Genomic DNA, 26,937 nt, shown 5'->3' with positions numbered 1-26,937 from the left:
TAACATTTTATCACTTTATCCACCCAGCTTTTCAATAATAGCTTTTGCATCAATTACCTGACTGTTGGGGACTACCGCATCAGCTCCTGCCTTTCTTGCCTTTGACTGAAGGTCTATGTTTTTGTGTCCGCAGTATGCCACCACCTTTGCACCCTTGCTTTTCAGTTCCTTTATGGTATCCACCGGAAATGCCTCCACGTTTATAAAAACCACGTCTTCATCGGTGTGTTTGTCTCCTACCCTTACCTCATACTCACTTAAACTGCTCTTTATCCTACTAAGCAGCATAAGATTCTTTTCCATCAGAAGTACCTTCATGCTTTAGCTCCTCCAGAGCTTTTATAAAGCTCCTTTTAAAGTCTTCTTTGAGCTTATGAGACCAGAAGGCTACCCACAGGGTATCCCCCTCTAACCTCATCCACACTTTTCTGTGAATGGTGTAAAAGGCTACTATCATGCCCCCCACTACCATTATGGACCCAAGCCATACTATGGGTGTGCCCGGCTGCCTTGATACCTGAAAACCGCTGAAGAATCTCGGCCTGAAATCTGACATAAAAAAGACATAGGGAAAGTCTTTAAGCTCCTTCATTTGATTGTAGGCAATTAGCGTAAGCTCCGGAGAGTATACTACAGGCACATCGTAAGCCTTATGATTTAAAAGCACTTTGACTACAAGAGCGGGTTTTAGGTCTCCATTCATGCCTGCCTGCTCGTTCTCAATGTTGAGAGTTGACCTGTCTATGGAGAGAAGCATATCCTTAAACTCGGCAACTTTACCAGCTTTTAGTACCACCTCACCCACCAGAGCGGAGCGCGGGTCCTTTACTGCCTTTTCTTTGTCAAAGATAACCAGCCTGACTGTGCCTGCCTCTCCCGTAAGCCCGTAAGTAGCCTGAAATATTCTGTAAGTGCCAAAGTCAAAGGGTGAGTTGACAGCAGTCATACCCTCAGCTACTACCTTGCCATCTTTGATGATACGTATATCACTCTCAAAACTGGCTACATCGTCTTTAAAGGGTGTGCTTATCTTTTTGCCTCTCTCTTGGGCTTCCTCACCGTAAGTGACTATCCTAAAGTTTTCAAGCTCTATCTGAAAGGGTAGTTTCAAGCCAACTTCTTTTGAAGGTATAACAAGCGTATCACTCCTTGAGCCTTCCGGCACTATAACCGAGCCCCTCACACCCCATATGGCATCTATAAGAGCGCCCGCCATAATTACCAAAAGACCTATATGAACTACATACACACCCAAACGGGAGTATCTACCTTTCTCTCCGTAAAAGTACACCTTTCCATCCTCTTCCTCCGTATAAACCTTAAAACCCATCTTTTTGAGAAAGGCAATTACTTTATCCTTTGAAGAATTTGTTTTTATGCTAATGGGTTTTAGGTGTTTCTGTGTATGTTGGTCTAACCTTTGAAACCTCTCCTTAGTAAAGGTCTGTATCCAGACCCTTGGAAGTCTTTTAACAGAGCATACTATCAGATTAACCGCAAGAAGAACTATAAGAAGCATATAATACCAAGAGTGAAACACATCTGTAAGCCATAGCTTCCAAAACCAAAGTCCCACATCCACGCCAAACTTGTCAAGATAAAAACCCAGAGGCTGGTTCTGCTGTATGTATGTGGAGCCCAGCATAGAAAGGACACCTATGGACACCATTAGAAATATGGCAAGCTTGAGAGATGAGAAAAAGTCATAGAGAAAGTCTAAAAAGCTTTTATGCCTTCTGTAATCTTCAACAAAAGCCTTTACAACCCTTATGGTAGGTCCCACCAACGATAAGATAAAGAAAGAGGCGCTCAGGAATAGAAGAGCGTAATATAGGACTCCTCTTTCGTCAAGATAAAAAAGCCCAGCTATAATGGTAGCTAAAAAGAACAATGACGAAACTACAATAGGAAAGAAACCTTTTAGCATAACAATTAAAAGTATATTCTATTTTAGAATTTCTCCAGGAGATTGCGTAATAACTTGACAAAGTTATAAAGGTGTCTTAAATTTAACTATGTTGTAAGTGAATACTTACAAGGAGGAGCATCATGAGTGTAGGGTGGCTGGAGGTTGTAGTTGCAACTCTGTTTATCTCCATCGTAGTTAGCCTTATCCTGGCACGGGGGAGGCACTGGCTTGAGCCTGGCTTTTGGAAGATTGCTGCGGTCATAACCAGCAGTGTAATGGCTATAACTCTTGTCCTCCTCACCGTTGATACCTCAAGGCAGATAAGCATGGGTAGCAAGAGGGTGCCATCACCTTCGGTTATCAACAGGGAGATAGGCTATGTTTACGATGCGGAGAGGATGGCTATGGTCCCGGCTTTGGGTAAAGAGGTGGGTCTCTTTGGCAGGGTGTGGAGCGAGGAAGAGGCGGAGAAGCTCGTAACTAAGGGTAAGCTCGTCATACAGAGCAGGAACTGCATGGACTGCCACACCTTACTTGGAAACGGAGCTTATTACGCACCGGACCTTACAAAAGCATGGCTTGACCCCAAGTGGGAAAAACAGCTCATGCCCATGACCGGTGCAAAGACAAGAGAGGAAGCCATGAGAGCCTTTTTGATGAATCCAGATAAGTACCCCACATGGGTAAGAAGGATGCCCAACCTGAAGCTTTCTGAAGATGAGGCGATGGCTGTGGTTGCCTACCTAAAGTGGATGTCCACAATAGACACCAACGGTTTCCCAGCTAACTTTCCAGAAGTTAAAGTGTCACAATAAAGTAAAGGAGGGTTTGTCATGGAAAGGCTTTACGAATCTCAGAGGTTAGCCATCTGGTACTTTTGGACTGCCATAGCTCTCTTTGGAGCTCAGCTACTTTTTGGGCTCTTAGCAGCCTACCAGTTTATAAACCCCGATTTTCTTTACGGAACGCTAAACTTTATGACCAACAGGATGCTGCACATAAACGCCATGGTCATCTGGCTCTTGATGGGCTTCATAGGTGGCATCTACTGGTTTTTACCCCTTGAAACTCAGAGAGAAATTGTGGGTATAAAGCTGGGAAAGCTTGCCTACTTTGCTTTTGTAATAACCGTAGCAATAGTGGTGCTGGTATTTCTCATCAAACAGTTCGGTAAAGGAGATTTCTTCACTTTATGGTTCATAACCGAAGGAAGAGAGTATGTGGAAGCGCCACGATGGGCGGACATAGGTGTGGTAGCGGTTGCGCTGATAGTTGCTTACAATGTGGTAGCTACTGTCTTAGCAAGCAGGAGACTGACGGGTATTTTGGGTGTGCTTATAGTAGACCTTGCCGCACTCTTCGGTCTTTATCTTGCAGGCATGTTTTTTACTCCCAACATAACCGTTGACCAGTTCTGGTGGTGGTGGGTAGTACACCTGTGGGTTGAGGCTACTTGGGAAGTTTTGGTAGGTGTGCTTATGGGATGGCTCCTGATGCACCTTTTGGGAACTCCAAGAAAGATCATAGAAGCGTGGCTTTACATTGAGGTGATGCTGGTATTCGGTACAGGCATACTGGGTCTTGGGCATCACTACTACTGGATCGGTACACCACCTTACTGGCTGGGTATAGGTGGTTTCTTCTCTTCCCTTGAACCTTTACCTCTTGTAGCTATGGTTATTCATGCGGTTTACGATGCTGGTGTTCACAGACTACAAACAGTTAACAGACCTGCTCTCTTCTGGGCTTTTGCTCAGGCTTTTGGTAATCTGTTTGGTGCAGGCGTTTGGGGTTTTATGCACACACTACCTCAGATAAATCTCTTCAGTCATGGAACTCAGCTTGCAGCAGCACACGGACACCTTGCCTTCTTTGGTGCTTATGTGGCAGCAAACTTAGCTATTTTTTACTACATACTGGGTAAAACGAGAGTGAAAGAAGGATACATAATGAACGGTGCAGTATGGAGAATAGCCTACATAGGACTTATAATAGGTATGTTTGGGATGGTCGCTTCCTTAACGGTGGCAGGCTTTGCCCAAACTATGATAGAGAGAGCTAGCCTTGGAAGTACATGGGAAGCTTACATACAGGCTCAGATGCACCCATGGATGGAACACGCTTACAGGTGGAGGTTCTTCTTTGGACTCATCTTTGCGCTATCTTACATGGCGCTTCTTTATGACCTTCTCACCGCAGGTAAAAGGGTAGAGCAGGTAAAGGAGGCAGAACTTGCTCGCTGATACACTCTATAGGCTTATGCTTTACGGTTTTTTGATGGTCCTCTTTGCCTGCTTTTACGCCATACTTTACGCCTTAGGGAGGGCGAGCCATCTCCCCTCCCTCCAAAGGCTTTCTTACGGTTTTGGAGTGCTTGAGTTCTTATCAGGTTTAGGCATGGTGGCTTCTGATTACCTAGACACTTTTTGGAGGGTCCTAATACTCTTTAGCATAATCGCTTATCTCTTTATACCCCCCATCATGTGGAGGGTGGTGGTTGCCTTTCACGAAAGGTAATCAGTATGTTTAAAAATTTCCAAAGTCTTGTCAATCAAGACCTTGGACGCCCACCCATACTGACAGCAAGCTAACCCTGTTTGTTCCTTCCAGAGGCTCTGACACTCTCTCTGACTCACAGGCTTCCCTTTATGCGTCTTTTTTGTAGCTTCTCAAATAACTCTCTTCCTCTAAATATTATCTTTCTTGGGTTTTGGTTTCTTTCCAATAGCTTAAAGGTTTCTTGGAGCTGTTTTGTGATGGTGTTGAAGGTGTGTAAGGACTTTGGGTTATTACTCTCCAGCAGTCTATTGTAGGCGTATCTTACTGCTGAAGATTGGACTCTCATAATGTCAAGGAGTTTCTTTTTGTCTTTCTTATCAAGTATTAGCTTACATTGAAGGGTTAGCATTTGGAGTATTATGAGCTTGTTTGGTAAGGATAGACAATGGCTTGAGGATTTTTTTAAACACCTTCCTCCATACTTGAAAGCTCAGAGGAAAGGCATATCTATTATTAACTATGGTAAGGGAAATAATTAAGTTTCCTCATCCTGTGTTGAAGATGCCAACCCAGAAGGTGGATGTGATAGACAAAGATGTGCAAAGTATTGTAGGGGACATGTTTGAGACTATGTATCACGCAGAAGGTGTTGGTCTTGCGGCAAATCAGATAGGCATTAGCTTGAGCATAATGGTTATTGACACCTCAAAGAAGGAAGACAGTCCACTACTAAAGGCAGTTATGATAAATCCTGAGCTTTTGGAGGCGGAAGGAGAGGTAAAATACAAAGAGGGTTGTTTATCCTTTCCAGGTCTCTCAGTTGAGGTAAGCAGGTACAGCAAGGTGAAAGTCAAAGCGCTTGATATAAACGGGGAGGAAAAGTTATACCTGCTGGAGGGTTTTCCTGCCATAGTCTTTCAGCATGAGATGGACCACCTTATGGGCATCACTTTTATAGACAGGGTGAACGGTATAAAGAGACGTCTTGCTCTTGATAAGTATGCCAAGCTCCAAAAAGAGAAAGTATGAAGGTAAAACTCCTGAGGTTTTACCCTTTTGAAACATCTTTGAAAAAACCCCGGCTCTTGGGCTATGCAGATGTAGAGCTGGAGAATATTATAATCATAAGAAACATAAAGCTCTTTGAGAGTAGGCACGGCGGATACTTTATACAGCTTCCGGAGGTGCAAAAGGACGGTAGGAGCTATGTCATAATAGATATAAAGTCAAAGGATCTTCTTGAGAGTATAAGGCGGGTTGTGGTGGATTATTATAAGGAGAACATTTTGAGTGCCCTTAGCTCAGGTGGATAGAGCGTGGGTTTCCGAAGCCCAAGGTCGGGGGTTCAAGTCCCCCAGGGCACGCTTTTAAAGTCATATCCAGAAATAGCCTCACTGCAGGACTCTGAGGTCTTTCCCTATCGTATATGAGATAAAAGCTCCTCTTTATAGGTTCCAGATCTTTTATCTTGAGTACATTAATATCCTTCTTACCCCTTATGGCGTACGAAGAGATGAAGGAAACAGCCTGGACCTTTTTGAGCAGTGATATTATGATGTCGTTTTTATCAACAACCGCTATAACATTGAGATCCCTCAATTCTATTCCCTTTGCCCTTAGAAGGTTTTCCACGAACTTTCTCGTGCCTGAGGATTCTTCCCTGAGTATAAAGGGATACTTTACCAGGTCCGTCAGTGATAAGTTTCTCTGAATGTTCTTGCTACCCACAAAGTGTATAGTGTCTTCCCACATCTGGATAACTTCAAAGTCAGGATTTACACATCTGAACCCTATAAAGCCCACATCTACTTTGCCATCCTCCACCATATTCACCACCTTCATAGAGTCTTCCACAATTATCTCTATACTGCTGTTGGGGTTTTTGTTAAGGTAGTTGCTCACTATGTCAGGAAGGAGGTAAGTTCCGGGTATGGAACTCGCACCTATCCTTATGTGACCCTTGTAAGACCCAGATATTAACTTGATCTCTTCCAGAGCCAATATTTTTATCTCAAGTATCTTCTTAGCGTAAGGGTATAGAATGTGAGCGTTGCTGGTGGGGATCAGCGTTCTGCCTTTTCTGTAGAAAAGCTTTAAACCTATGGACTTCTCAAGCTGGTTTATGTGAAAGCTAATGGTGGATTGAGACAGATGCAAACAGTTAGAGCTTTTGGATATGCTTCCTTTTTCGTAAACGCAACAGAAAAGCTCAAGGAGTCTCGTGTCCAGGTCTATGTTTTTCATGGTATTCATTTTAGTACCCTTTTACAATTGTGCACTGAAGGATCTCATAAGTTTTTACTCTTCCTTCACCTTGTAGTAGAAGATCAATACCGCTACAATAGCTGTAATGGCAAGCGCAAATAGAAAGGTGTCTAAGGGGTCCTTCCATTCAACAACCTTTTTGGTAAAAGTTATAGCCAGTATAAGCACGATAACGCTTGCCAGCTTTGCCTTAAGCTGGTCTATGTTGGTAATCCTGAGCCAATCAGGTACATTTAGTTTCCCCACAAAAAGCTCATAAAGACCAACAGAAAATATGTACAGGACGATGGATAAAAGGTGGATGTCCATAACGGATATAAACTTGGTAGAAAGCACGGCAGGATCCCTCACTTCTGGCTTGAAAACCACACTATATATAGTTTCTAAAAGTATGTAAACGCCGTAAAGTGCCAGAAAGGTAGCTCCCAAAAAAAGGCTGATGGCAGGCAGGAAAGCTATTGCCTGCCCCAGCTCAAGCATCTTCCTTATCATCACTTTACCTCCGCATTGATGAGTATGTTGTTATTTTGAGTTCCCACTTTGGTCTGCAGGCTACCCAAAAGGTCTCCCTTCTGCGCTTCCGCCATTGGAGATCTGCTCACCCTTGCGGTAAGAATAACATCTCCTTCCATTATCCTGCTGTTATCAATTTTATTTTTGCCAGTGATCTTAAAGTTGTATGGAAACTTAGGATTTTTTACCCTCAAAACGGCAACAGGCATGGGGTTTTCAAGGTCTCTTACGGATATTATCAAAAAGTGATCCCCATTGGGTATCTTACTTTTAAGCTCCGCAGATACATCAACGACACCTTTTATAAACTGATTTCTGTACTTTTCTATGGGTACATTCTTTGGCACAGGCTGGCAGGAGAAGATAAACAGAGTTAAAAACGCCAAGACTTTTTTCATGGATAAAATTATACTGTGAGGTTGGCAGGTATACTTTTGCATATAACTTCTCTTCCCTCATCCTTTGGGGTCGGAGACCTTGGTCCTACCGCTTATGAGTTTGTGGATTTTTTGGAAGCTTCGGGACAGAAGCTTTGGCAGATACTTCCTCTGAACCCCACCTGCATGGAGTTTGGAAACTCTCCCTACTTTAGCATATCTCTATTTGCAGGCAACCCATTGCTTATAAGTCTTGAACTTCTTTGCAAAGAAGGGCTTCTCTCAGATAAGGATATTCAGAGAGCTAAGTTCCAAAGTGATAGGGTGGATTATGAGAGGGCATCAAGGATAAAGATGGAGCTTCTGGAGAAGGCTTTTAGTAATTTTAGTCAAACGCCTGAGTATCTGTCTTTTGAAGAAGAAAACGGCTACTGGCTTGAGGATTACTGCAGGTTTAAGGTTCTCAGAGACAGGTTTAAAAAACCTTGGAGAGAGTGGGAAAGTGAGAGTGTAAAAGAGCTTGAACTTCAGATAAAGAAAGAAAAGTTTTTTCAGTTTTTGTTTTTCAAACAGTGGAAAACTCTTAAAGCTTACGCCAATTCTAAAGAGATAAGGATAATGGGAGACCTTCCCATCTATCCTGCCTTTGACAGCAGTGATGTGTGGTCTCACAGGGACCTTTTCAAGCTTGATGAAAACAATATGCCATATGTGGTGGCAGGCGTTCCACCCGATTACTTTAGTCCCACAGGTCAGCTCTGGGGAAATCCTGTTTATAACTGGGACAGGCTGAAGGAAACAGGGTTTCATTGGTGGATAGAGAGGATTAGGCATAACCTAAAGCTCTTTGACCTTTTAAGACTTGACCACTTCAGGGGTTTTGTGGCTTACTACGAGGTGCCAGCTTCTGAAAAAACGGCTATAGTAGGCAGGTGGGTGAATGCTCCTGCGGAAGAGTTTTTCGCAAAGCTAAAGAGAGAGTTTCCTGACTTTCCTTTTGTTGCAGAGGACCTTGGGCTTATAACGCCAGATGTGGAAAGAATCAGGGACAGCTTTGGTTTTCCGGGTATGAAGGTGCTTGCCTTTGCTTTTGAGGAGGATAACCATCCCTTTATGCCTCACAATCACCAGAAAAATTCCTTCGTTTACACAGGCACTCACGACAATGCACCCATAAGGTCCTGGTTTTTGGAGGAGCTAAGCAGTGCTTCAAAGGAGAGACTCTTTAGATACCTGGGAAGAGCAGTTGATGAAGAGCAGGTAAGTGATGTTCTTATAAGGCTTGCTTACATGTCCGTGGCTAAAGCTTGCGTGATTCCTATGCAGGATATTCTCAATCTTGGTAAAGAGGCAAGAATGAACACACCGGGAAAGAAAGAAGGCAATTGGGAGTGGAAACTAAAAAGCATACCCGATGAAAAGGTAGCGCAGAGACTAAGAGAGCTTTGCACCACCTATGGAAGGTAATTACTCCACCTCTACTTTTTTCACCCTCTCTCTCTTCTTTTCCTCTTTTTCCTCTATCTTCCTCTCTATCTGCGAAACTTTATAATCTAAGAGAGTCTTAAACACTTTAAGCAGAGAAAGCTCCGCTGTATATAGATTTTTCATAATCTCCTTTCTTACATCTTTTGGGGGTAAGAAAAGCTCAAGGAGCTTAAAGACGCTCTTTCTTAGTTCCTCCACTTCCTGCTCCAAACTTTCTGGCTTTAACTCTTCCTTTTGCGCCATGTTTTTAAATCTAACACACCTTTAACCCCTTATCAAGTGCAAAAATTCCTTTACAGCTCTTTCAAGACCAAAGATGACGGCGTTGGATATTATAGAATGCCCCACATTTAGCTCTTCCACAACACCTTTAAGCTCTGTCACAAACTCACCAACATTCTGATATGTAAGACCGTGTCCTGCGTAAACCTTAAGCCCAAGACTTTTTGCCTCCATACCTGCCCTTTTGATCCTCTCTATCTCCTCTTTTATCAAAAGTTTATTCCCCTCCTTCCAGAGGTTTGCATATCTCCCCGTATGCAACTCCACAGCATCCGCACCAACATCTTTTGATGCACGCACGTGGTCTACATTAGGCTCGATGAAGAGCGATACTTCTATCTTTTTTTCCTTAAAAGGTTTAAGGTAAGACCTCAAAAAGTCCATCATCTCAGGGACATTCAAACCACCTTCTGTGGTTATCTCTTGCCTCCTTTCTGGAACTAAAGTGATCCTGCTTGGCTTTACTCTCAGAGCTATCTCCCTCATCTCTTGGGTGGGTGCCATTTCAAGGTTTACTGGAAGGTTTACCAGCTCTTTGATAAGCTCCAAGTCTCTGTCCTGTATGTGCCTTCTGTCCTCTCTAAGGTGGAGTGTAATCTGGTCAGCACCAGCCTGCTGTGCTATGAGCGCCGCAAACACAGGACTCGGTTCAAAGGTTTTCCTTGCCTGCCTGAGGGTTGCCACATGGTCTATGTTTACACCCAACCTCATATAGGTTAGTATAGTATACAATTCCTAAGGATGGGGGTTTGATGCCAGCCTCCGGCACATCTTTACCATCCTTATTACCATTCTCTGAAAATAGTCGAACCTGCTTACCCACTCATCAGGAACAGGCTTCCCCACAAAGCTGTAAAAAACCGCCTTGGCATAAAGGTCTGGATACACTGCGGAATTGCCTGCAATAAAGAGCTCATTGTCAAGTTTAGCCCATGCTATCTGTCCGTGCCATATTAAATTTTTCATCACAGCTTTTTCTACATTATGAGAAAGTACAAAGTAATAATGCCAATCGGGATCGCTTAGCTTCCAAAGCAGTAATGAAAAAGCCCTAAGTCCACAGACATCTTCTATATTATCCACAAGATATTTGAGGTTTATGTAAGGTAGAGCTTTTACGAGTCCATCGGTATCTTGCAGATAAGCTATCACATAAGCCATGTCTTTTAACTTTTGCAATTTTTCTCTTATGAAGTGGTAGTCATTAGTTCTTTCTGCGTAAAGGTAGGTAAGGAAAAGGAAAGTGGCAGAATAAGCATCTGCAGAATCGTATGTGTATAGAGGAACTTCTGAATCTTCTGTTATGTAGTAATCATAAATAGTTCCTGTCAAGCCATATCTGTCAGGATAATTAAGGTGGTTTAAATACCACTGCATGTAACTCTTGACCTTTGTGATGTTAGATGGGTCGGAAATGAGGTCAATAGAGGCGAGGTTTAAAAAGTAAGGTACTGCGTAGGGGTTGTTGATGATGTCAAGGACAGGGTGTGAAAAGGAAAGTTTTATAAAAAGCAAAGTTATTAGGAGAAGCTTCATAACCTCATATTAATGAAATTTGAAAGAGAAGTCAAGTTCTTTAGGGTTATCCGCAAGGTAAAAGTAGTAATAGTTCTCGTCCTGAGAAATAAAGACAGCTTCTTTTGGAAAACTCAAAACCTTTCCGTAATAACGGGGTATAGCAATGGATATGTCTTTTAATCCTTCTGGATTTTTGAGTTTTACCTTTAGTACATCACCCTCTTTCCTAAAACTATAATCTGTTTTTAAAAATCTTAAAAGGAATTCCGCAAAGTAGCTCATGGAATGCACTTCAATTTTCTTGCTCCTCTCTTTCTCCTCCACCAGGTCTAAAAACTTTAGTATAGCGTTTGGATAGAGCGGGATGTCGTAGGGATGAGAGTAAAAGAGCCTCACCTGTCTGGTTTTTTCCACATACTCTGCCAGCCTCGTAAGGAACATGGCAACATCCTCCTCGCTAACACCCTGCTTTTTCATTTCGTGCAGGGAGGCAGCTTTCTCAAAGGGTGTGATGGGAAAGGCTATAACTTTTGCTGATACCATCTTACCGTTTATAAAAGTCCTGTTGGGTGAAGAACCACTGTCTCCTGTGTAGTAATAGGCTACCATTCCTAGCTTTTCTAGAACTTCTGTAGTCTGTGGCTGTGGATGTACACCGTTGGGAGCGGAGTACTCTCTTATCTTATAACCCGTTATTGATGCCAGACAGTCATTATTCTTCTTTATGTACTCATATATCTCCTTCTCTTTAAACTTACCTTTTAGCACATTCTCAGAAAACCAGTTGTGAGCCCATCCACCGTGCGAACCAATAACACCGTAAGGGATTAGCATCTTGACATACTCTCTACCCTTTTCGCAGGCGTCAAAACCAAGCCCATCACCAGGTTGGTCTCTAAAAGGTCCAGCGGTTATGTGTGAGCTATACTCAATGCCCTTCCTTAAATAACCCTCTTTCAGCATCATGGGTATGGACTTCCAGTCTATACTGGCATCTATGTGCCAGTTTACCACAAGACCGCCCTTACCCTTAGGCGTGTTGACAAGGTGCGGAAGTTTTAAAAGCTTAAAAAGAAAGTACCTGAGGGTTGCTCTCAGAACAAGGTCGTCAGAATAAGCTTTTAAATGCCCAAGAGGCACAGCAGAGTAAAAGATATAACCCTTCTCGTATCTTTCCCAGAACATAACGGGGTATTCCTTATTTTCCCTGCTGTCCAGAACAACCGCCAGGAGCTTGCCTGCGGAGTTCCTCATTTCAACTTTGGTATAAGGATACTCTAAGGAGCCGTACATGTATCCAGTTATCAACCTCTTTTCTCTGTCCACCTTACCCGGGGTGATTTCTAAGCTTCTGTCTGTAATTTTCAAATAACCCTTAGAGTAAGCCTCTCCCCTGAGCTTGTCGTACAAAGCATAATTTGCACCCAGCAAGTTTGTAAAGAGAGCTTCTTTCAGATAGGCTCCAGCGTAGTTTTTTGTGCCAGCATCGTAAGATACAAAAACGCTTCCACCTGTAGACAGGTACTTTTTAAACCAGCTCATAGTGTCCGGATGTATGTACTGCAAACTGCCGTCTGGCAGTAAGAGAGCGGGCTTGGTTTTGCTGAGCGTTTTTGGGTCTGTGGATATGAGGGTGTTAATGTGCACCAACCTGTGGGGCACCCCCTCCTCCTCAAGAACGCTCCTAAAAGCTCTAACCTGGTAGGTATCTTTGTCGTAGACTAAAAGCACCTGAAGGCTCTTATCCCTCTCAAGAGCAAGCTGTGAGAGCAAGCGCTTTACTCCTGTAAACAAAAAAGCAAGCAGTAAAAGGGTTAAAACTATAAGTACATACCTTCTCATGGCTCTATAGAACCACCTCCTTCCGCATGCAAGTATCCGTAAGCTTCAAAAGGTCCCTTTATGAGTATTCTCCCCTTTGCCACCACAGATTTTACCTTACCTTCCTCACCTATCCTTACGCCGTGCTTTAGCACCACATCACTCTGAGAGAATACAGAGCCCTTCACATGCACATTCCCCTGCAGTTCTATTTTTCCATCTGAGAATAGGTCCCCGTCTATATGCACGCTTTTGCTTGTGCCATCAATGTTTAGGCTTCCTTTAACCCTCAGGGTTCCACTTATGTTTATAGGCTCTTCTTTAAAGCCTGTTTTTCTCTGCTCGTAGGCAAAGGTGCTAACTTTTCTTGCGTAAAGCCTTTTGAACTTCACACTACCCTTTACTGCTGCATCACCCTTTACATAAGCACTCTGACCCAGGTCCGCGGGAGAGTCAATTCCAAGGTTGCCCTCTACATGTAGCCATCTTACTATCCGCAGGGGAGCCTTTAATATGCAATCCCCCTGCGTGTATAAGCTACGCATAGAGCACTCCTCCGTTATGAGAAGCCTTCCTAAAACTACCACCTCTTTTTTAAAAGTTCTTTTTACATTCAGGTGGGTGTCCGATAAAAAGACGCTTACAGTTGACACTTCTTCCTCAAGAAGTAACTCTGGGGTTATAAAGCCCACCCACTCCTCACCCTTTGGCATAGGGACTTTGGCGTAGAAGTACGAAGATGCCCGCTCATGGTCTATCTTTAGCGATGCTAAAGCGGCTTTGAGAATCCTCATAAAGCTCTTTCCAAAGTAGTCAGGCTCTTTTGTGCGCTCTGGGTCTATGTGAATGGGTTTTGCGTCTTTTTTAAGTATAACTTCCAAAATAGATGCGCCAAATGGTAGTAGCATCAGGAGAATAAACAAAAGTATCACGAAAAGGGCTTGGTCAAGCATTCTCTCTGAACCTCTCCGTCTTTTGCCAAACTACAGATCTTTTGGTTAAGAGGTCAATAACCGCATCAACAAATCCCAGAGATGCATATATGAGATTGAAAATAAAACTAAAGAACATCAAAGGCAGGAGCAGTATTTTCTCTCTTGAGCCATCTAAAACGAGAGCCATTCCTATTTGAAAGAAGGGAGCAAAGTTTCCAAAAGCGTTGTGAGAAAAAAGAAAAAGAAGTGTCAGTGTGGTAGTGTATATCTCCATATCCCCCAAGAAGAAAAGCACCAGGGAGCATAAAAGACCCAGCAGTATAAGAAAAGGTTGCATGTATATCATGAGAAGCAGCGTACCATCAAGCTTCTGGAAAAAGTTTAAGTGTCTTGACTTCCACAGGGGTATGAGATACTTGAACATGACCTGATTGTGTCCCCTTGACCATCTTCTGAGTTGCTTTGCCCTTACTTTCCAGTCCTCAGGGGCTTCTTCGTAGCATTCTGCAATGTTGGCATAGGCTACCTTGTATCCGTTTATGTAGAGTTTGAAGGTAAGCTCTGTGTCTTCCGCCAGGATGTTTGGGTCAAAACCTCCAAATCGCAGAACTAAAGACCTTCTGTAGCCTCCCACTGTTCCTCCATACTGGGGTATCAGGTTCAGGTTGTACCTTGCCTGCTGGTCTACCTGATATCCTCCAGCTCTCTCCATGTCCAAAAGGCGTGTCAGCAAGTTTTTGCCCGCATTGATGGATACAACTCTTCCCATCACAGCCCCTACTTCGGGGTCTTTGAAAGCATTGGCTAATATTTTTATTTGCCCTCTTGAAGGTAGGTAGTCCGCATCATAAACGATTATCACATCACCTTTTGCCACTTTCAGAGCGTCATTCAAACCGTTCTGTTTTCCCCTTGGTAAATCTCCGTATCTGTGCAATGGTTTTATAAACTCATACTTGCTGGCATACTCCTCCAGAATTTCCTTTGTAGCATCCGTAGAGTGGTCGTTTATTGGGATAACCTCGTATCTGTCTCTTGGATAGTCCGTAACCACCAGTCTGTCAAGTATAAACCTTGCCACTTTTTCCTCGTTGTGCATGGGAACCAGGACAGATACCGAAGGCAGGTCGCTGTCCATAATATCCTGATAGTAAAACCTCTGTTTGCCAAAAGCTCTGTTAAGCGTAAAGATATAGTGCCTTGTGGTATAGAGTAGGAGCAGAAAAACGAGAAACAGCAAGTACCCCTTCAGTACTACTGTCAATACCCCCATTGGTAGTAGCTCTCTTTTCTGTGCAGGAGTTTTACGGTAAGGTAGCTGCAAAGGCTGTAAAAGGAGACAACATATACCGTGTCAAGCAGTGGTCCGGCAACAAAGAACATGGCAGGCATGTGTATGTAGGACCAGTTTTGCAGTATTGATAAAAAAGCCAGATAACGAACTGCCCCGAAGATAAAGGCATAGAAGAGGGTAAGAGCTATAGTTAAAAAATTCAACATAAAATTTACAAAACCAAAGGTGTATACGGACAGCGTCATACCAAGAAGAACCGGTATGAGGAGAAAAACCCCCATCTGCTGAAGAAAGTAAAGCTTTCCAAACTCTGCCACAGTGTAGGGAAATCTTTCTCCAAAAAGCACAAAGTAAAGGGAGGATACAAGATAAATCATATCAACGTATATGAGCCACGCGGTGAGGTTTCTTGGCAGGCGGTTGAACCTGCTGAGAAGAGACGCAAGAAATACTCCAGAAAGCACCAGGTAAGTAAAGGATTCAAACGCCGTAGGCAATCTACCAAAGATGGCAAAGTACTTTATCTTCAAAAAGCCTACGCTATGCTCCAGTATATGACCTTCTTTGAACATACTCCGAGTTATGCCCGTTAGAGCTTCAAAATATTTATCCAGCAGATGCAAGACCACAGCCTCAAAAAATGCAGTCAATACAAGTAGCTGTATTAGGAATAATGTTCTGTTAAACTTCAAAACTCTTCCAAAACGAGCGTAAGGGACTGCCTGAGCTTCAAAAGTCCTTAAAGAATCCTGCCTGGAAGCCATACTTTTCGTATCCATCTTTCAGCTTAAAATAACTCACACCCCCGAATAGAGCAAAGTCTTTTCTTATCCATAAAATGTGTTTTAAAGATATGTAAAGGGATTTCTGTCTTACTTCCTCTGGGCTTGTTAGATATGTGGCAAGATACGCCTGCTTGCCGTAATACATATCCAGATAAGTCCAGCTTTTGCCTTCCTGACCTATTCCTAAGCTTATAAGGTCTGTGGAAGAGCTAACAGACCCAGGCTGACTTTTGTTAAAAAAGTGCTTGTAGGTTATGACAAAGCCTTCGCCGTAGTAAGTGATGCCCGGATACATGATGTAGTCTTTATGAACATCGTGGTACTTTATGTAGGTAAAGCCTACAGAAGGTACTATGTTCTTCTGAGGTCCCAGCTTGAGGTTAAACTCGTGGTCCAGCCTGAACTTGGGAAGGTAAGAGGAAGAGCTGCCGGCGGATAAAGAGCTGTAAGTGTAAAGCCATGGACTCCAGTCCTTGTAAAGACCAAAAGCTCCTAAGGCTGCCTCCCCAAGATTTTTTCGCGAAAAGGCATCCGCTTCAAGAAAGTAAGTCAAGTCATTAGAAGGTCTGTGGTAAAACCTTAAAAACCCGCTCTTCCAGTCTCCGTAAATCCTGTGTGGGCTCAGGTACTCATAGCCTGCACCGACTTCAAGCCTGAAGTTGTAAGCCAGCGCAGTCTCAAAGAGCAAAAGCAGGGTAAGAATAACGCTCAGAACACTCATGCAGGTCCTCCCTGTACCTCTCTCTGTAATTTAGTATAAAGTCCATCACCTTAGGGCAGAGAAGGAAACCGGCTATCCTTTCGGAAGCTCTGCCATCTCCGTAGGGATTTTCAAACTCAAGATTTGAAAACTTATCGTAGCTCAGGTAAACCTCATCAAAGCTTTTTATTATGTTTTCCTTCTCAGTGCCTACTATTTTTCCAAGTCCTACCTCTACTACCTCAGGTCTTTCTGACACATTCCTTGTAATAAGGACGGGTTTTTTTACTACGCACGCTTCCTCCTGCAACCCTCCAGAGTCTGTGATGAGCACCTTAGATTTTTCAAGCGCATAAACCGTCTGTGGGTATGTGAGAGGCTCTACAAGGCTCAAGTTCTCGGGCAGGCTTTTTAGACCATCCATCACCACCTTTCTTACTTCTGGGTTTTTGTGGACCGACCATAAAAAAAGCAAAGAACTGTACCTTTTTGATAGCTCCAATATGGCTTCCCTTATGTTCTCAAGGGGTTTTCCAAAGTTCTCCCTCCTGTGGCTTGTGATGAACACGAGCCCTTCGTAAGCATCTATTTTTTTACCAGTTATGTTCTCTATTTCTCCCTTTATTTTCTCTCTGTCCAACCTTTTGAGTGCCAAGTGCATTGCATCCACTACCGTGTTGCCTGTCAGAAGTATGCGGTCCTTACGCACACCTTCCGATAAGAGGTTGTCTACTGCTTTTGGTGTTGGAGCAAAGAAGATATCCGATAGTGAGTCGGTGAGTTTTCTGTATAGCTCTTCGGGAAAAGGTGAGAACTTGTCGTGGCTTCTGAGTCCGGCTTCTAAGTGCATAACCGGCAATTTGTTGAGGAAAGCACTATAAGCACCCATATAACAGCTTAGGGTATCCCCCTGAACCAGAACAGCATCAGGCTTTTCTTCAAGAAGCTTGTTTTTGAGAGCTTTTGTCATACAGGCAGTATTCTCCAGAAGGTCTGCACTCATACAATCAAGCAGGCAAGCCTCCATACCAAAAAAATCTATCACCTGCATAAGCATCTCCGTGTGCTGACCGGTAGCTACCACCTTTACATTAAAACCCATCTTTTTCAGCGCTAGCACCACCGGCGCGAGCTTTACTGCCTCAGGTCTGGTGCCGAGGATGACCATCACCTTTGGTAGTTTACTGTTCATTATTTTTATCTCCCTGGCTGCGCTATATTATAATCTATCTTATAGTTTCCAGAAACCGCGGTAATGAAACTGGAGGAAGTAATAAATAAACTGAGGACAATAAGGGACAAAGGGTTCATTTGAAATGCTTTTCGGCGTTAGAGAGAATAATATTCCAATTCCAGATATAGGGGGTAGAGTAGAAATTAAAACAATCAGATAAGCAACCAATGGCTTGGACTTGAAGAACTCAACGAAGTTGACAAAAGATGTATGGGCGGGATAAGAAAAAAAGAGATTAAAAATTTCGGCATTAAACTTCTTGATGAAGTATTATCACGAATTGCAGATATAGACAAAAATAGAGCATACGATGTATTATCCTTTTATATGGACTATGAAAAATCAATAAACAACGTTTCTAAAGTGATTAAAAGAAATGGTATCGTAGCTTATGTAGTTGGCAACAGGAAAGTAAAAGGGATTGAAATACCAAACGATGAAATAACTGTAAAATTCTTTGAGAGAAATGGATTTTCACATATAAAAACTGTAATAAGAGAAATCCCAAATAAAAGGATGCCCAAAAGAAATAGTCCGAGTAATATAGCTGGAATAACAGATACAACTATGAGCCACGAATATATAGTCATTTTGAAAAAGGAATAGCATATTCACGGAGTATTCAGTAGGTATAAAAACTGCCGTTTATATTGACTCCCATCTCTACTCACTTTATCCCCCCATCTGTGCTATATTATAAAGTTATGATAGACTGGATCATCAAAAAGCTCATAGGCACAAAAAACGAAAGGGAAGTAAAAAGGTTAAGAGGGTATGTTAAGAAGATAGCAGAAAAGGAGATGGAGCTTGATGCCCTCACCAACAGGGAACTTATTGAGCTTTCTAAGGAACTTCACCTTAAGGTAATGGGTGATGAGTCTTTAAAGGAAAGGATAATGAGGGGGGATATAACAGAGGAGGTGCTTTTAGCCTTTGCCTTGGTTAGAGAAGCGGGTAAAAGGACTATAGGGCTTAGGTTCTTTGATGTTCAAATGATAGGTGGTCTGGTGCTTCATCAGGGAAAGATTGCGGAGATGAAGACGGGAGAAGGGAAAACGCTGGTGGCTACATCGGCAGTTTATGTAAATGCTCTAACAAATGAGGGTGTGCATGTTGTCACCGTAAATGATTACCTTGCAAGAAGGGATGCCCAGTGGATGGGTCCCATATACAAGTTTCTTGGGCTTGATGTGGGTGTAATAAATTCTGACTACTCCTCTTACAGGGTAGAGTGGGTGGATGAGGAGGTGGTTAAGGAGGCTATAGAAGAGGACCTTCGTGTGTGGCCAAAAGGATATTTTGAAGAGATTCTCCCCTCCCATCTTATAGACACAAAGGCAAAAAAAGCCTTCTTTACAAAGCTTGAGCTGTGTGACAGAAAACAAGCCTATCAAGCTCACATAACATACGGTACCAACAACGAGTTTGGCTTTGACTACCTGCGGGACAACATGGCGGTGTCTCTGGAAGACATAGTTCAGGTGAAGGGGCACAACTTTGCCATAGTGGACGAGGTAGATTCTATACTCATAGACGAGGCGAGAACTCCCCTTATCATATCGGGTCCCTCTCAGATGGATACATCCGCTTACTATAAGGCGGATGAAGTGGTAAGAAAACTCAAAAAGGACGAAGACTTTACGGTGGACGAAAAAAACAGAACTGTATTACTTACAGAGCAAGGTATAAAAAAGGTAGAAGAGTTTTTGGGTATTGAAAATCTTTACGATGTTAAAAACATAGACCTTCTTCACGCTGTAAATCAGGCACTCAGGGCGCATCAGCTTTTCAAAAGGGATGTTCATTATATTGTTAAGGATTCAGAAGTGCTCATAGTGGATGAATTCACCGGCAGAGTTCTACCGGGTAGAAGGTGGAGCGATGGGCTTCATCAGGCTATTGAGGTAAAGGAGGGTGTACCCATTCAGCAGGAAAACCAGACACTGGCAAGCATCACCTTTCAAAACTACTTTAAGCTTTACAGAAAACTTTCGGGTATGACAGGCACAGCAGAAACGGAAGCCCTTGAGTTTAAGGAAATATACGGACTTGATGTGGTGGTAGTACCAACCCACAAGCCAGTAAGGAGGTATGACCATCCGGACCTGGTTTATAAGACTAAACAAGAAAAGTGGCAGGCGGTGGTGGATTACATAAAGAGGGAGCACCAGAAGGGAAGACCTATTCTGGTAGGTACAGTGTCCATAGAGGATTCGGAGCATCTTTCTCAGCTTCTCAAAAAAGCAGGCATACCTCACAATGTTTTAAATGCCAAACATCACGAAAAGGAAGCAGAAATCATAGCGCAGGCAGGGAGGCTTGGGGCGGTGACCATATCCACCAATATGGCTGGAAGAGGTACAGACATACTCTTGGGAGGTAATCCAGAATATTTAGCCAAGGAGATCCTAACAAAGAGGGGAAAGACATTGGAGACTGCCACCCAAGAGGAGTGGAAACAAGCCCTTGAAGAAGCATACAGAATAACTCAAGAAGAAAAGGAGAAGGTGGTGCAGCTTGGTGGACTTTTAGTGATAGGTACAGAAAGGCACGAATCTCGTAGGATAGACAATCAGCTCAGAGGAAGGGCAGGAAGACAGGGAGATCCCGGAGAGACAAGATTTGTACTCTCCCTTGAGGATGACCTTATGCGCATCTTCGGAGGTGACAGAGTAAAGAAGATGATGGAGTTTCTCAGGATCCCAGAAGGAGAGCCCATAGAGAGCAGGATGGTCACAAAAGCCATACAGAACGCGCAAAAGAGGGTTGAGGCACAGAATTTCCAGATAAGAAAGAGACTCCTTGAGTACGACAATGTTATGAACACACAGAGACTCACAGTTTATGGGATAAGAAGGGACATTTTGGAAGGCAAATGGCTCAAAGAGTATGTGGAGGAGTTTATAAGGGATGTAATTGAAGAGAGACTACACGCTTTGCTTGTGGAGGACGAGCCGGAGCTTTGGGACACAAAACCGCTTGCAGACTATCTTAAGGAACTCACAGGCAGAGACGTAGAAGTACCGCAGGCCAGAGACAAGGAAGAGCTTGTAGAAAAGCTCACTCAAACAATAAAGGAAATGTATGCAGAAAAGGAAGAAAGCTTGGGCAAAGACCTTTTCTTGGAAGTAACAAAGGTGGTTCTGCTTAACAACCTTGACCACCTGTGGAGAGAGCATTTACACATACTTGATAGGCTGAGAGAGGGCATATACCTGAGAGGCTATGCTTCCAAAGACCCACTTGTGGAGTATAAAAAGGAAGCCTTCTACCTGTTTGAGAACATGATGCTAAACTTCAAGGAGCGTGCCATCTTTGACCTCATGAAGGTGGAGATAAGGTCTCAGGAGGAGCTAGAGCAAGAAGTCCAGAGGGAAGAGCAGCAGATGGAGAGCCTTCTAAAACAGGCGGTTTTCAGCGGTGTTGAAGGAAAATCTGACCAGAAGGGTCCCAGGAGAAAAACTCTCAAAGAGAGACTCCAGTCAAGAAGAAAAAGGTAGGATATTGAGAAGTTCAAATATTCTGTTGTTTTTTATCGCCTGTCTTCTTTCCCAAACTATGTTTTGCACCTGCCAGAGGTCAATGGCAAGCTCGTATCTTACCACAGAGAGGTTATACTCTCTGGCAAATTCAAGGAGCCTTAGAAGTTCTTCATCACCAGCCTTTATGGCTTTATCCACCACATAGCTGGTAAGCTCCTGCGCCAAGTGCTCGTCTCTTACATCCACCGAGAGAGTGTCAGCTTTTGTAAGTATCTCCTTTATTTTATCTGTGGAAGCTTTTTCTTTTATGAGGATCAAGAGTTTGGATTTTAAAAGTAGCCGTAGTTTCTCCCTCATATACTGAGCGGTGCGGAACCTTAGAGATTTTGAGTGAAGCACCATATCCTCCAAGAGAAATTCGTAATCTTTTAAAAACTCCTCCTCTTCTTTCATGTAGTCCATAGCCCACTTTTCAAAGATGTGCTTGGCATACAGAGAAGGAAGCATTGACACATCAAAGGAAGTAAGGTCTTCCTCAAAAGAGAGCTCCTCCTCCGTTTCCGTGTCTATGAGTCTTATCTTGCTCTCTTCTAAAACCTCAAACTCCCACTTGCCCAGCCTGTCTTTTTTATCCTTTAGCTCAGAAATGTGCAAAATTAGAGCAGTTCTGGAGATGGTCTGCGGAGAATAAACTTGCGTAAGCACCAAGTTCTTCCAAACCCCCAAGCCATTGCCGTAAGCTTGTATGTTGCTGGGAGCTTCTTCCAGGTATCTCAGAAGCGTCCTTTCTATGGAGCTATCTTCTATGAGCTCAATGGCTCTTTTGGCAAAGAGCAAATTTTTTACAGGCTCTATACCTGATATTTCTGCAAAAAACCAACCGTCCGAAGAAAAAGCAAGTTGAATATACTTTATAGCATTCAAAAGTTTTAATATCTTTACCTTTTCCTCCTTGTTTATATCCCTCTTCAGATACTTGGAAAAGTACTCATCTTTGGAAGCTCCAAGAATAACATCCACAAAGCCCAAAATTGCCCCATGTACATCAAAAAAGTATTCCTCCAGCTTATTATAAACAATCTCCTTTATTCTTGACCTTACAGCTTCAAGCCCATCTCTTAGGGGTTTTCTCCATTTTTGGTGCCAGCCAGGCAAGCCTCCTGTGGAGCATCCGCAATCGCTTCTCCACCTCTCCACGCCGTGTGGACAGCTCCAGGATGTGTTCCAGTTTATGTCTGTGGAGAGCTTAGGCATATTTTCTTTGTAGTATGCTTCTAAACTTTTAAACTCGGAAGAGTTGGCAAACATGTATGCAAGACCCATCTCACCAAACTTCTTGTGATGTCCAAAGGTTTCGCCATCAGCTGCTATGATGGTAAGTCCCCTTCTGCTCCTGAGGGTCTCAAGAAGAGATTTGGCATCGCTCAAAAGATCACCAAAGGCAATACCTTGAGAGAGCTCACCATTATAAACAAAAATGTCAAGATGACCGTCCTGCACATAGTATCTCAAAAAACTGCCCCTTGCCTTCGTTTGATGCGGTGCTAAAAGGATATACTTTATTCCATACTTTATAAGCATATGGACTATTTGCTTGTCAATGGCAAGCTCCGGAAGCCAAAAGCCTGTTGGTCTTCTGCCAAAGAACTTCTCAAAGGCTCTTATGCCCCAAAAGAGCTGGATCTCCTTGTCCTCCTGGGGGTCAAGGGGAAGTATGGTGTGATTAAAGGATGTGGCTATTGCATTTTCAGCACCCTCTCTTATCTTATCCAGAAGCTCAGGATGGTTCTTTTCCATCCAGTCTAAAAGTGGCCAGCCAAAGTTAAAGCTCATTTTCGTATAGTTGTTTATTATGGCTTTTACCTTTGTGTCTACTCTAAGGTGGGCGTAAGCGTTGGGAAGATAACACTCTCTGTATATGCGTTCGTTCCAGTTTTCATAAGGGTATGCTGTATCTTCTATCATAACATCACCCACATAAGGGTTTGCTCTGTAAGGCTGGTAAAAGTGTCCGTGAATTACAAAAGTATTCATTTTTCCAAAAAGTCCCCCATCCTTTCAAACTTCTTGATTCTTTCGCTGAGGATCTCTTCGGGACTTCTATTTATCAGCTCTTTCAGGCATCTTCTCAGAAAGTATTTTAGAACTCTGGCGCTTCTTTTGGGATCTATGTGGGAAGCTCCCAGAGGCTCTGGGACTATGTAGTCTATAACACCCAACTTTAAAAGGTCATGAGCCGTAAGTTTGAGAGCTGCTGAAGCCTCTTTGACTTTTGACTGGTCCTTCCACAGTATGGCAGCGCATCCTTCAGGTGATATTACCGAATAGATGGCATTTTCCAGCATAAGAATCCTGTTAGCAACTGCCAGAGCAAGCGCACCTCCAGAACCCCCCTCTCCTATAACTACAGCTATTGAAGGCACTTTTAAGTATCCAAAGGTGTATAGGCTACGAGCTATGGCTTCCGATTGACCTCTCTCTTCCGCACCTATGCCAGGGTAGGCTCCCGGTGTGTCAACAAAGGTTATCACAGGCATACGGTACTTTTCCGCCAGCTTGGCTACTCTGATAGCCTTCCTGTAGCCTTCGGGGTGTGGCATGCCAAAGTTTCTATCCATCTTTTCTTTGGTGCTTCTTCCCTTCTCATGACCTATGATGGCAACCGGCATATTATCCAGGTAAGCAAAGCCCGCTACTATGGACCTATCATCACCAAAGCATCTGTCTCCGTGAAGCTCCGTAAAATCTCTGAAGATGAGGCTTATGTAATCTACCGTGTGTGGTCTGTGAGGATGTCTGGCTATTAGCACCCTGCTCCAAGGGTCCAGCTTTTTATACAATTCCTTTGCATTTTTTCTGAATTCTCTCTGGAGTTTTCTCAACTCTGCCTCTTTATCTTTTTCTCCAAGCTGGTAGAGACGCCTTAGCTGGTCTATCTTTTGATACAGTTCCAGATGCTCCTTTTCAAACTCAAGAGGCATATGTAAGATTATACCATGGTAGGCGCGGGCGGACTCGAACCGCCGACCTCTGGCGTGTCGGGCCAGCGCTCTCCCTCTGAGCTACGCGCCTTTAGTTGGAATTATATCATATAATAATCTATGTGCGCGTGCTTATAACGGGTGCTGCGGGATTCATAGGCTCTCATCTGTGCGAAAGATTTCTAAAAGAGGGCTTTCAAGTCATAGGTATGGATAACTTTATCACAGGCTCACCCGACAATATAGCACACCTCTTTGGTCATCCCAAGTTTAAGTTCATACATTACAATGTCATAAACTACATATACTTGGAGGGTCCTGTAGACCTGGTGCTTCACTTTGCCTGTCCTGCATCACCTATAGATTACCTCTCTCATCCTATTCACACCATGAAGGTGGATTCTTTGGGAACTCTAAACACCCTTGGGCTTGCCAAGCTCAAAAGGGCAAGGTATGTATTTGCCTCCACATCAGAAGTTTACGGAGATCCTACCATCCACCCTCAACCAGAGACTTATTGGGGATATGTGAACCCTGTTGGACCAAGAAGCGTTTACGACGAATCAAAGAGGTTTTCTGAAGCTATGTGCATGGCTTACCACAGAGAACACAGTATTGATGTAAGGATAGCAAGGATATTCAACACTTACGGACCTCGTATGAGGATAAACGATGGAAGGGTGATACCCAACTTTATAACCCAAGCGCTAAAAGGTGAGCCTCTGACTGTTTACGGAGACGGAAAGCAAACCAGAAGCTTTTGCTATATTGACGACCTTGTAGAAGGCATATTCAGGCTATCAACAGAAGATGGACTATCGGGAGAGATTATAAACCTTGGAAACCCACAGGAAGTTAGCATAATAGATGTAGCAAAGCTGATACTTGAGCTGACAGGAAGTTCTTCAAAGATAGTTTTCAGGTCACTTCCCGCTGACGATCCCAAAAGGCGCTGTCCAGACATAAAAAAAGCCAAGGAGCTTCTCTCTTGGGAGCCAAAGGTTAGCTTAAAGGATGGGCTCAAGATAACCATAAACTGGTTTAAACAGATGCTAAGAAAAGGTGAAAGAGAAGGGGAACTATAACAAAGCTGAAAAGCAAGCCAAGACCTATGCTTGCAAAAGCAAGCTCATGATTGAGTCCGTATTTGAGAGCCAAGACACCAGACATCATCATACTGGGCATGCTGGACTCCAGAAGGGAAATCTTAAAGGCAAGAGGCTCCATTTTTAGCGCCTTAGCCACCTGATAAGTTATCAAGAAGGATACGACCATTTTTATAAAGAGAGCAAAGAGACTTATGCTCAGGTATCTTTTGATGCCTACAAAACTCACAGAAAGACCCAGGGCAAACAGGATGACTGGTGAGAGAGAAAAGGCAAGAGTATCTAACGCTCCCTTCAAGGCTGTATCAAAGTTATAGCTTCTTAGTGAAAAGCCCAGCACGAGACCTATAAAAGGAGGGAAGGTGAAAAGCTCCTTGAGGTTAACGCTTCCCCTTGATATAAGAAAGCCTACAGTGGAAACCAAAAGAAAAGAACCCAGGCTGTCGTATATGACTGCGTACCTTAGCCCCTCCTGACCAAAGAAAGAAAGTGCATAGGGATATCCCAAAAAAGCGGTGTTTCCAAAAGAGGATACCAGTAAGAAAGTTCTCAAATCACTGCCTTTTAGCCTAAGCACCTTACCCAAGATGAAGGACACTACCAAACAGAAGATAATGGCTATCCAGGCAAGAAGAACCACAAAAATTACACTTTTTGAAATGCCCAGGCTGTGCGCTGACCTAAAGCTCACCACAGGCAGCGCCAGATAAATTACATAATTGATAAAAACCCTTGCATCCTCTTTTTTGAATACGCCTATCTTTCTTAATAGATAACCTGAGGCAACTATCAGAAGAACCTCAAGCATAAATAAGCTGCTCTATCTCTCTTCTGACTATGGAATAAGACCCCAAGTGCCTTCTCAAGAAGTTTTCAAGGCTCTTTATAGGTAAGAGATTTTGAGGAGACCTTTTGTCCTGAAAAGTAGTGCTTACGAGCATAGGGAGGATGCCTGCAGTCATATTGGCAATGCGCTTTGCCATACTTAGACCCACATTCTCAAAAACCTCAAGTCTTGCAAGAGAGCCCACACCTTCCGCATCTGTTAGCTTTACATACCATGTATACTTTTCCACCTTTTCCTTCTGTTCCTGCTTATGCTGATAGTGCAGTTTTATTATGGGTGTTCTCTGACCCCGCTTTAAATGGGCAAGTAAGTTAGCTTCATCTCTTCTTATGAAAAGCTTTTTTATGGTTTTTATATAGCCTACGCAGGTGGTTCCTCTTAGTCTGTTGCTGAGTGTTCCATCGCATATCAAAAGGGTAGGATTTACCTGTTGGGCAAGCTTTCTTGCCACACGCACCTCAAGCTCTTCCCTCATGATCCTGTTTATTTCCTTGGAAACATCCTCATAAGTAGTGCGCATTTCAAATCCAATGCTTTTTTGGGGAATCCCTTGGAGCTCTCCCCTTACCACCAGGTACCTTTTGACAATAGAATGAAGCATAGATTCTTTCACCAGATTGAGCTTACCAAGCTCTATAAGTACCGCACCGGCACCAAGAGATGCAAAAGCTCCCTCGTAGCTTGACCCGCTATCATCTATAAGATACATGGCATATTCGGTTCTTCTCACACCATCCACGAAAGCGACAGTTATGCCTTCCTGCAAAGGCTCTCCATCGTAAGGTTTTGGTTCTTCCGCTAAATCTACCAACCCCTCTGACTCCTCGTATTCCAAAAGGTCCACATCGGGAAGCTCCCAAGGCTTAAGAGATACTCTGTATCTTCCCCACAACATCTTTTT

At 43.3% G+C, this 26,937-nt stretch carries 27 protein-coding genes, 2 tRNA genes and 1 pseudogene; 10 read left to right on the top strand and 20 right to left on the bottom strand.

Annotation, left to right across the window (positions count from 1 at the left end; translation table 11 throughout):
* Positions 1 to 15: 15 nt before the first annotated feature.
* Complete coding sequence (locus tag HTH_RS01450; RefSeq protein ID WP_012962936.1) at positions 16 to 318, bottom strand: hypothetical protein; 303 nt, start codon at positions 316 to 318, stop codon at positions 16 to 18.
* On the bottom strand, positions 278 to 1,927 hold the full coding sequence (gene resB, locus HTH_RS01445) for a cytochrome c biogenesis protein ResB (RefSeq protein ID WP_012962935.1): 1,650 nt from the start codon (positions 1,925 to 1,927) through the stop codon (positions 278 to 280). The genes HTH_RS01450 and resB overlap by 41 nt, the downstream gene beginning before the upstream one ends.
* 122 nt (positions 1,928 to 2,049) lie before the next feature.
* Here resB and HTH_RS01440 point away from each other — a divergent pair, with 122 nt between their 5' ends.
* From HTH_RS01440 to HTH_RS01430, 3 genes are read left to right on the top strand one after another with little or no spacing between them, the layout of a single operon-like run.
* Positions 2,050 to 2,724 carry a c-type cytochrome gene (locus HTH_RS01440; protein ID WP_012962934.1) on the top strand — a complete coding sequence of 225 codons (675 nt, stop codon included), beginning with the start codon at positions 2,050 to 2,052 and terminating at the stop codon, positions 2,722 to 2,724.
* An 18-nt stretch (positions 2,725 to 2,742) separates the two neighbouring features.
* Positions 2,743 to 4,152: a cbb3-type cytochrome c oxidase subunit I gene (locus tag HTH_RS01435; protein WP_012962933.1), complete on the top strand. Its 1,410-nt coding sequence runs from the start codon at positions 2,743 to 2,745 to the stop codon at positions 4,150 to 4,152.
* Entirely contained in the window at positions 4,142 to 4,426 is a 285-nt protein-coding gene (locus HTH_RS01430; protein ID WP_014462543.1) for a hypothetical protein, read from the top strand. Before HTH_RS01435 ends, HTH_RS01430 begins: the two co-directional genes overlap by 11 nt.
* Positions 4,427 to 4,541: 115 nt before the next feature.
* On the opposite strand, the gene HTH_RS01425 is transcribed toward HTH_RS01430, so the two are convergent.
* A complete protein-coding gene (locus tag HTH_RS01425; protein WP_012962931.1) occupies positions 4,542 to 4,817 on the bottom strand; it encodes a hypothetical protein in 276 nt (91 codons plus the stop codon).
* Positions 4,818 to 4,927: 110 nt separating this feature from the next.
* Between HTH_RS01425 and def the strand changes: the two genes are divergently transcribed.
* The 3 genes from def to HTH_RS01415 all read left to right on the top strand — a co-directional run bounded on the left by def (position 4,928) and on the right by HTH_RS01415 (position 5,772).
* Positions 4,928 to 5,437 carry a peptide deformylase gene (gene def / locus HTH_RS01420; RefSeq protein ID WP_012962930.1) on the top strand — a complete coding sequence of 170 codons (510 nt, stop codon included), beginning with the start codon at positions 4,928 to 4,930 and terminating at the stop codon, positions 5,435 to 5,437.
* Positions 5,434 to 5,721, top strand: coding sequence for a septation protein SpoVG family protein (locus HTH_RS09660; protein WP_012962929.1), 288 nt, complete (start codon positions 5,434 to 5,436; stop codon positions 5,719 to 5,721). The genes def and HTH_RS09660 overlap by 4 nt, the downstream gene beginning before the upstream one ends.
* Positions 5,699 to 5,772, top strand: a tRNA-Arg gene (locus tag HTH_RS01415). Before HTH_RS09660 ends, HTH_RS01415 begins: the two co-directional genes overlap by 23 nt.
* A gap of 55 nt (positions 5,773 to 5,827) precedes the next feature.
* Here HTH_RS01415 and HTH_RS10190 read toward each other — a convergent pair.
* The 3 genes and pseudogenes from HTH_RS10190 to HTH_RS01405 form a co-directional block, all read right to left on the bottom strand.
* Positions 5,828 to 6,652: pseudogene (locus HTH_RS10190) on the bottom strand (selenium metabolism-associated LysR family transcriptional regulator); the annotation flags it as partial.
* Positions 6,653 to 6,706: 54 nt separating this feature from the next.
* Positions 6,707 to 7,165: a YqhA family protein gene (locus HTH_RS01410; RefSeq protein ID WP_012962927.1), complete on the bottom strand. Its 459-nt coding sequence runs from the start codon at positions 7,163 to 7,165 to the stop codon at positions 6,707 to 6,709.
* Positions 7,165 to 7,584: a c-type cytochrome biogenesis protein CcmI/CycH gene (locus HTH_RS01405; RefSeq protein ID WP_012962926.1), complete on the bottom strand. Its 420-nt coding sequence runs from the start codon at positions 7,582 to 7,584 to the stop codon at positions 7,165 to 7,167. Before HTH_RS01405 ends, HTH_RS01410 begins: the two co-directional genes overlap by 1 nt.
* Before the next feature lie 15 nt (positions 7,585 to 7,599).
* Between HTH_RS01405 and malQ the strand changes: the two genes are divergently transcribed.
* Positions 7,600 to 9,030, top strand: coding sequence for a 4-alpha-glucanotransferase (malQ, locus tag HTH_RS01400; RefSeq protein ID WP_012962925.1), 1,431 nt, complete (start codon positions 7,600 to 7,602; stop codon positions 9,028 to 9,030).
* On the opposite strand, the gene HTH_RS01395 is transcribed toward malQ, so the two are convergent.
* From HTH_RS01395 to wecB, 9 genes are read right to left on the bottom strand one after another with little or no spacing between them, the layout of a single operon-like run.
* A complete protein-coding gene (locus tag HTH_RS01395; RefSeq protein WP_012962924.1) occupies positions 9,031 to 9,294 on the bottom strand; it encodes a hypothetical protein in 264 nt (87 codons plus the stop codon).
* 21 nt (positions 9,295 to 9,315) lie between these two features.
* Positions 9,316 to 10,044, bottom strand: a complete 729-nt coding sequence (gene pdxJ, locus HTH_RS01390; RefSeq protein ID WP_012962923.1) for a pyridoxine 5'-phosphate synthase — start codon at positions 10,042 to 10,044, stop codon at positions 9,316 to 9,318.
* A gap of 24 nt (positions 10,045 to 10,068) precedes the next feature.
* Positions 10,069 to 10,869, bottom strand: coding sequence for a hypothetical protein (locus HTH_RS01385; RefSeq protein ID WP_012962922.1), 801 nt, complete (start codon positions 10,867 to 10,869; stop codon positions 10,069 to 10,071).
* Positions 10,870 to 10,878: 9 nt separating this feature from the next.
* Positions 10,879 to 12,693: a polysaccharide deacetylase family protein gene (locus tag HTH_RS01380; RefSeq protein ID WP_012962921.1), complete on the bottom strand. Its 1,815-nt coding sequence runs from the start codon at positions 12,691 to 12,693 to the stop codon at positions 10,879 to 10,881.
* The gene (locus HTH_RS01375) at positions 12,690 to 13,625 is read right to left on the bottom strand and encodes a hypothetical protein (RefSeq protein ID WP_012962920.1); all 936 of its coding nucleotides are present in this window, start codon (positions 13,623 to 13,625) and stop codon (positions 12,690 to 12,692) included. The genes HTH_RS01380 and HTH_RS01375 overlap by 4 nt, the downstream gene beginning before the upstream one ends.
* Positions 13,618 to 14,880 carry a glycosyltransferase gene (locus HTH_RS01370; RefSeq protein ID WP_012962919.1) on the bottom strand — a complete coding sequence of 421 codons (1,263 nt, stop codon included), beginning with the start codon at positions 14,878 to 14,880 and terminating at the stop codon, positions 13,618 to 13,620. The genes HTH_RS01375 and HTH_RS01370 overlap by 8 nt, the downstream gene beginning before the upstream one ends.
* Positions 14,868 to 15,680 (bottom strand): hypothetical protein, encoded by an 813-nt coding sequence (locus HTH_RS01365; RefSeq protein ID WP_012962918.1) that lies wholly within the window; start codon positions 15,678 to 15,680, stop codon positions 14,868 to 14,870. The genes HTH_RS01370 and HTH_RS01365 overlap by 13 nt, the downstream gene beginning before the upstream one ends.
* Positions 15,631 to 16,407: a YaiO family outer membrane beta-barrel protein gene (locus HTH_RS01360; protein WP_012962917.1), complete on the bottom strand. Its 777-nt coding sequence runs from the start codon at positions 16,405 to 16,407 to the stop codon at positions 15,631 to 15,633. Before HTH_RS01360 ends, HTH_RS01365 begins: the two co-directional genes overlap by 50 nt.
* Positions 16,364 to 17,578 (bottom strand): non-hydrolyzing UDP-N-acetylglucosamine 2-epimerase, encoded by a 1,215-nt coding sequence (gene wecB, locus HTH_RS01355; RefSeq protein ID WP_012962916.1) that lies wholly within the window; start codon positions 17,576 to 17,578, stop codon positions 16,364 to 16,366. The genes HTH_RS01360 and wecB overlap by 44 nt, the downstream gene beginning before the upstream one ends.
* A gap of 252 nt (positions 17,579 to 17,830) precedes the next feature.
* On the opposite strand from wecB, the gene HTH_RS01350 reads away from it, so the two are divergent.
* A complete protein-coding gene (locus tag HTH_RS01350; RefSeq protein ID WP_012962915.1) occupies positions 17,831 to 18,226 on the top strand; it encodes a hypothetical protein in 396 nt (131 codons plus the stop codon).
* Positions 18,227 to 18,324: 98 nt separating this feature from the next.
* Positions 18,325 to 21,120 carry a preprotein translocase subunit SecA gene (secA, locus tag HTH_RS01345; RefSeq protein ID WP_012962914.1) on the top strand — a complete coding sequence of 932 codons (2,796 nt, stop codon included), beginning with the start codon at positions 18,325 to 18,327 and terminating at the stop codon, positions 21,118 to 21,120.
* Here the strand turns inward: secA and HTH_RS01340 are convergent.
* The 3 genes from HTH_RS01340 to HTH_RS01330 form a co-directional block, all read right to left on the bottom strand.
* Positions 21,103 to 23,136, bottom strand: coding sequence for a DUF3536 domain-containing protein (locus HTH_RS01340; RefSeq protein ID WP_012962913.1), 2,034 nt, complete (start codon positions 23,134 to 23,136; stop codon positions 21,103 to 21,105). The genes secA and HTH_RS01340 overlap by 18 nt on opposite strands.
* Entirely contained in the window at positions 23,133 to 24,083 is a 951-nt protein-coding gene (locus HTH_RS01335) for an acetyl-CoA carboxylase carboxyltransferase subunit alpha (RefSeq protein WP_012962912.1), read from the bottom strand. Before HTH_RS01335 ends, HTH_RS01340 begins: the two co-directional genes overlap by 4 nt.
* Positions 24,084 to 24,099: 16 nt before the next feature.
* Positions 24,100 to 24,174 (bottom strand) — tRNA-Val (locus HTH_RS01330).
* A 31-nt stretch (positions 24,175 to 24,205) separates the two neighbouring features.
* Here HTH_RS01330 and HTH_RS01325 point away from each other — a divergent pair.
* Entirely contained in the window at positions 24,206 to 25,168 is a 963-nt protein-coding gene (locus tag HTH_RS01325) for a UDP-glucuronic acid decarboxylase family protein (RefSeq protein ID WP_012962911.1), read from the top strand.
* On the opposite strand, the gene HTH_RS01320 is transcribed toward HTH_RS01325, so the two are convergent.
* On the bottom strand, positions 25,125 to 25,997 hold the full coding sequence (locus tag HTH_RS01320; protein ID WP_012962910.1) for an AEC family transporter: 873 nt from the start codon (positions 25,995 to 25,997) through the stop codon (positions 25,125 to 25,127). The genes HTH_RS01325 and HTH_RS01320 overlap by 44 nt on opposite strands.
* Positions 25,990 to 26,931: a DNA double-strand break repair nuclease NurA gene (locus tag HTH_RS01315; protein WP_012962909.1), complete on the bottom strand. Its 942-nt coding sequence runs from the start codon at positions 26,929 to 26,931 to the stop codon at positions 25,990 to 25,992. Before HTH_RS01315 ends, HTH_RS01320 begins: the two co-directional genes overlap by 8 nt.
* Positions 26,932 to 26,937: the final 6 nt, after the last annotated feature.

It is taken from the genome of Hydrogenobacter thermophilus TK-6, assembly GCF_000010785.1.
Classification (GTDB): domain Bacteria; phylum Aquificota; class Aquificia; order Aquificales; family Aquificaceae; genus Hydrogenobacter; species Hydrogenobacter thermophilus.
The sequence above is the reverse complement of the archived record's forward strand: the minus strand, read 5'-3'. Positions and strand labels throughout refer to the sequence as shown.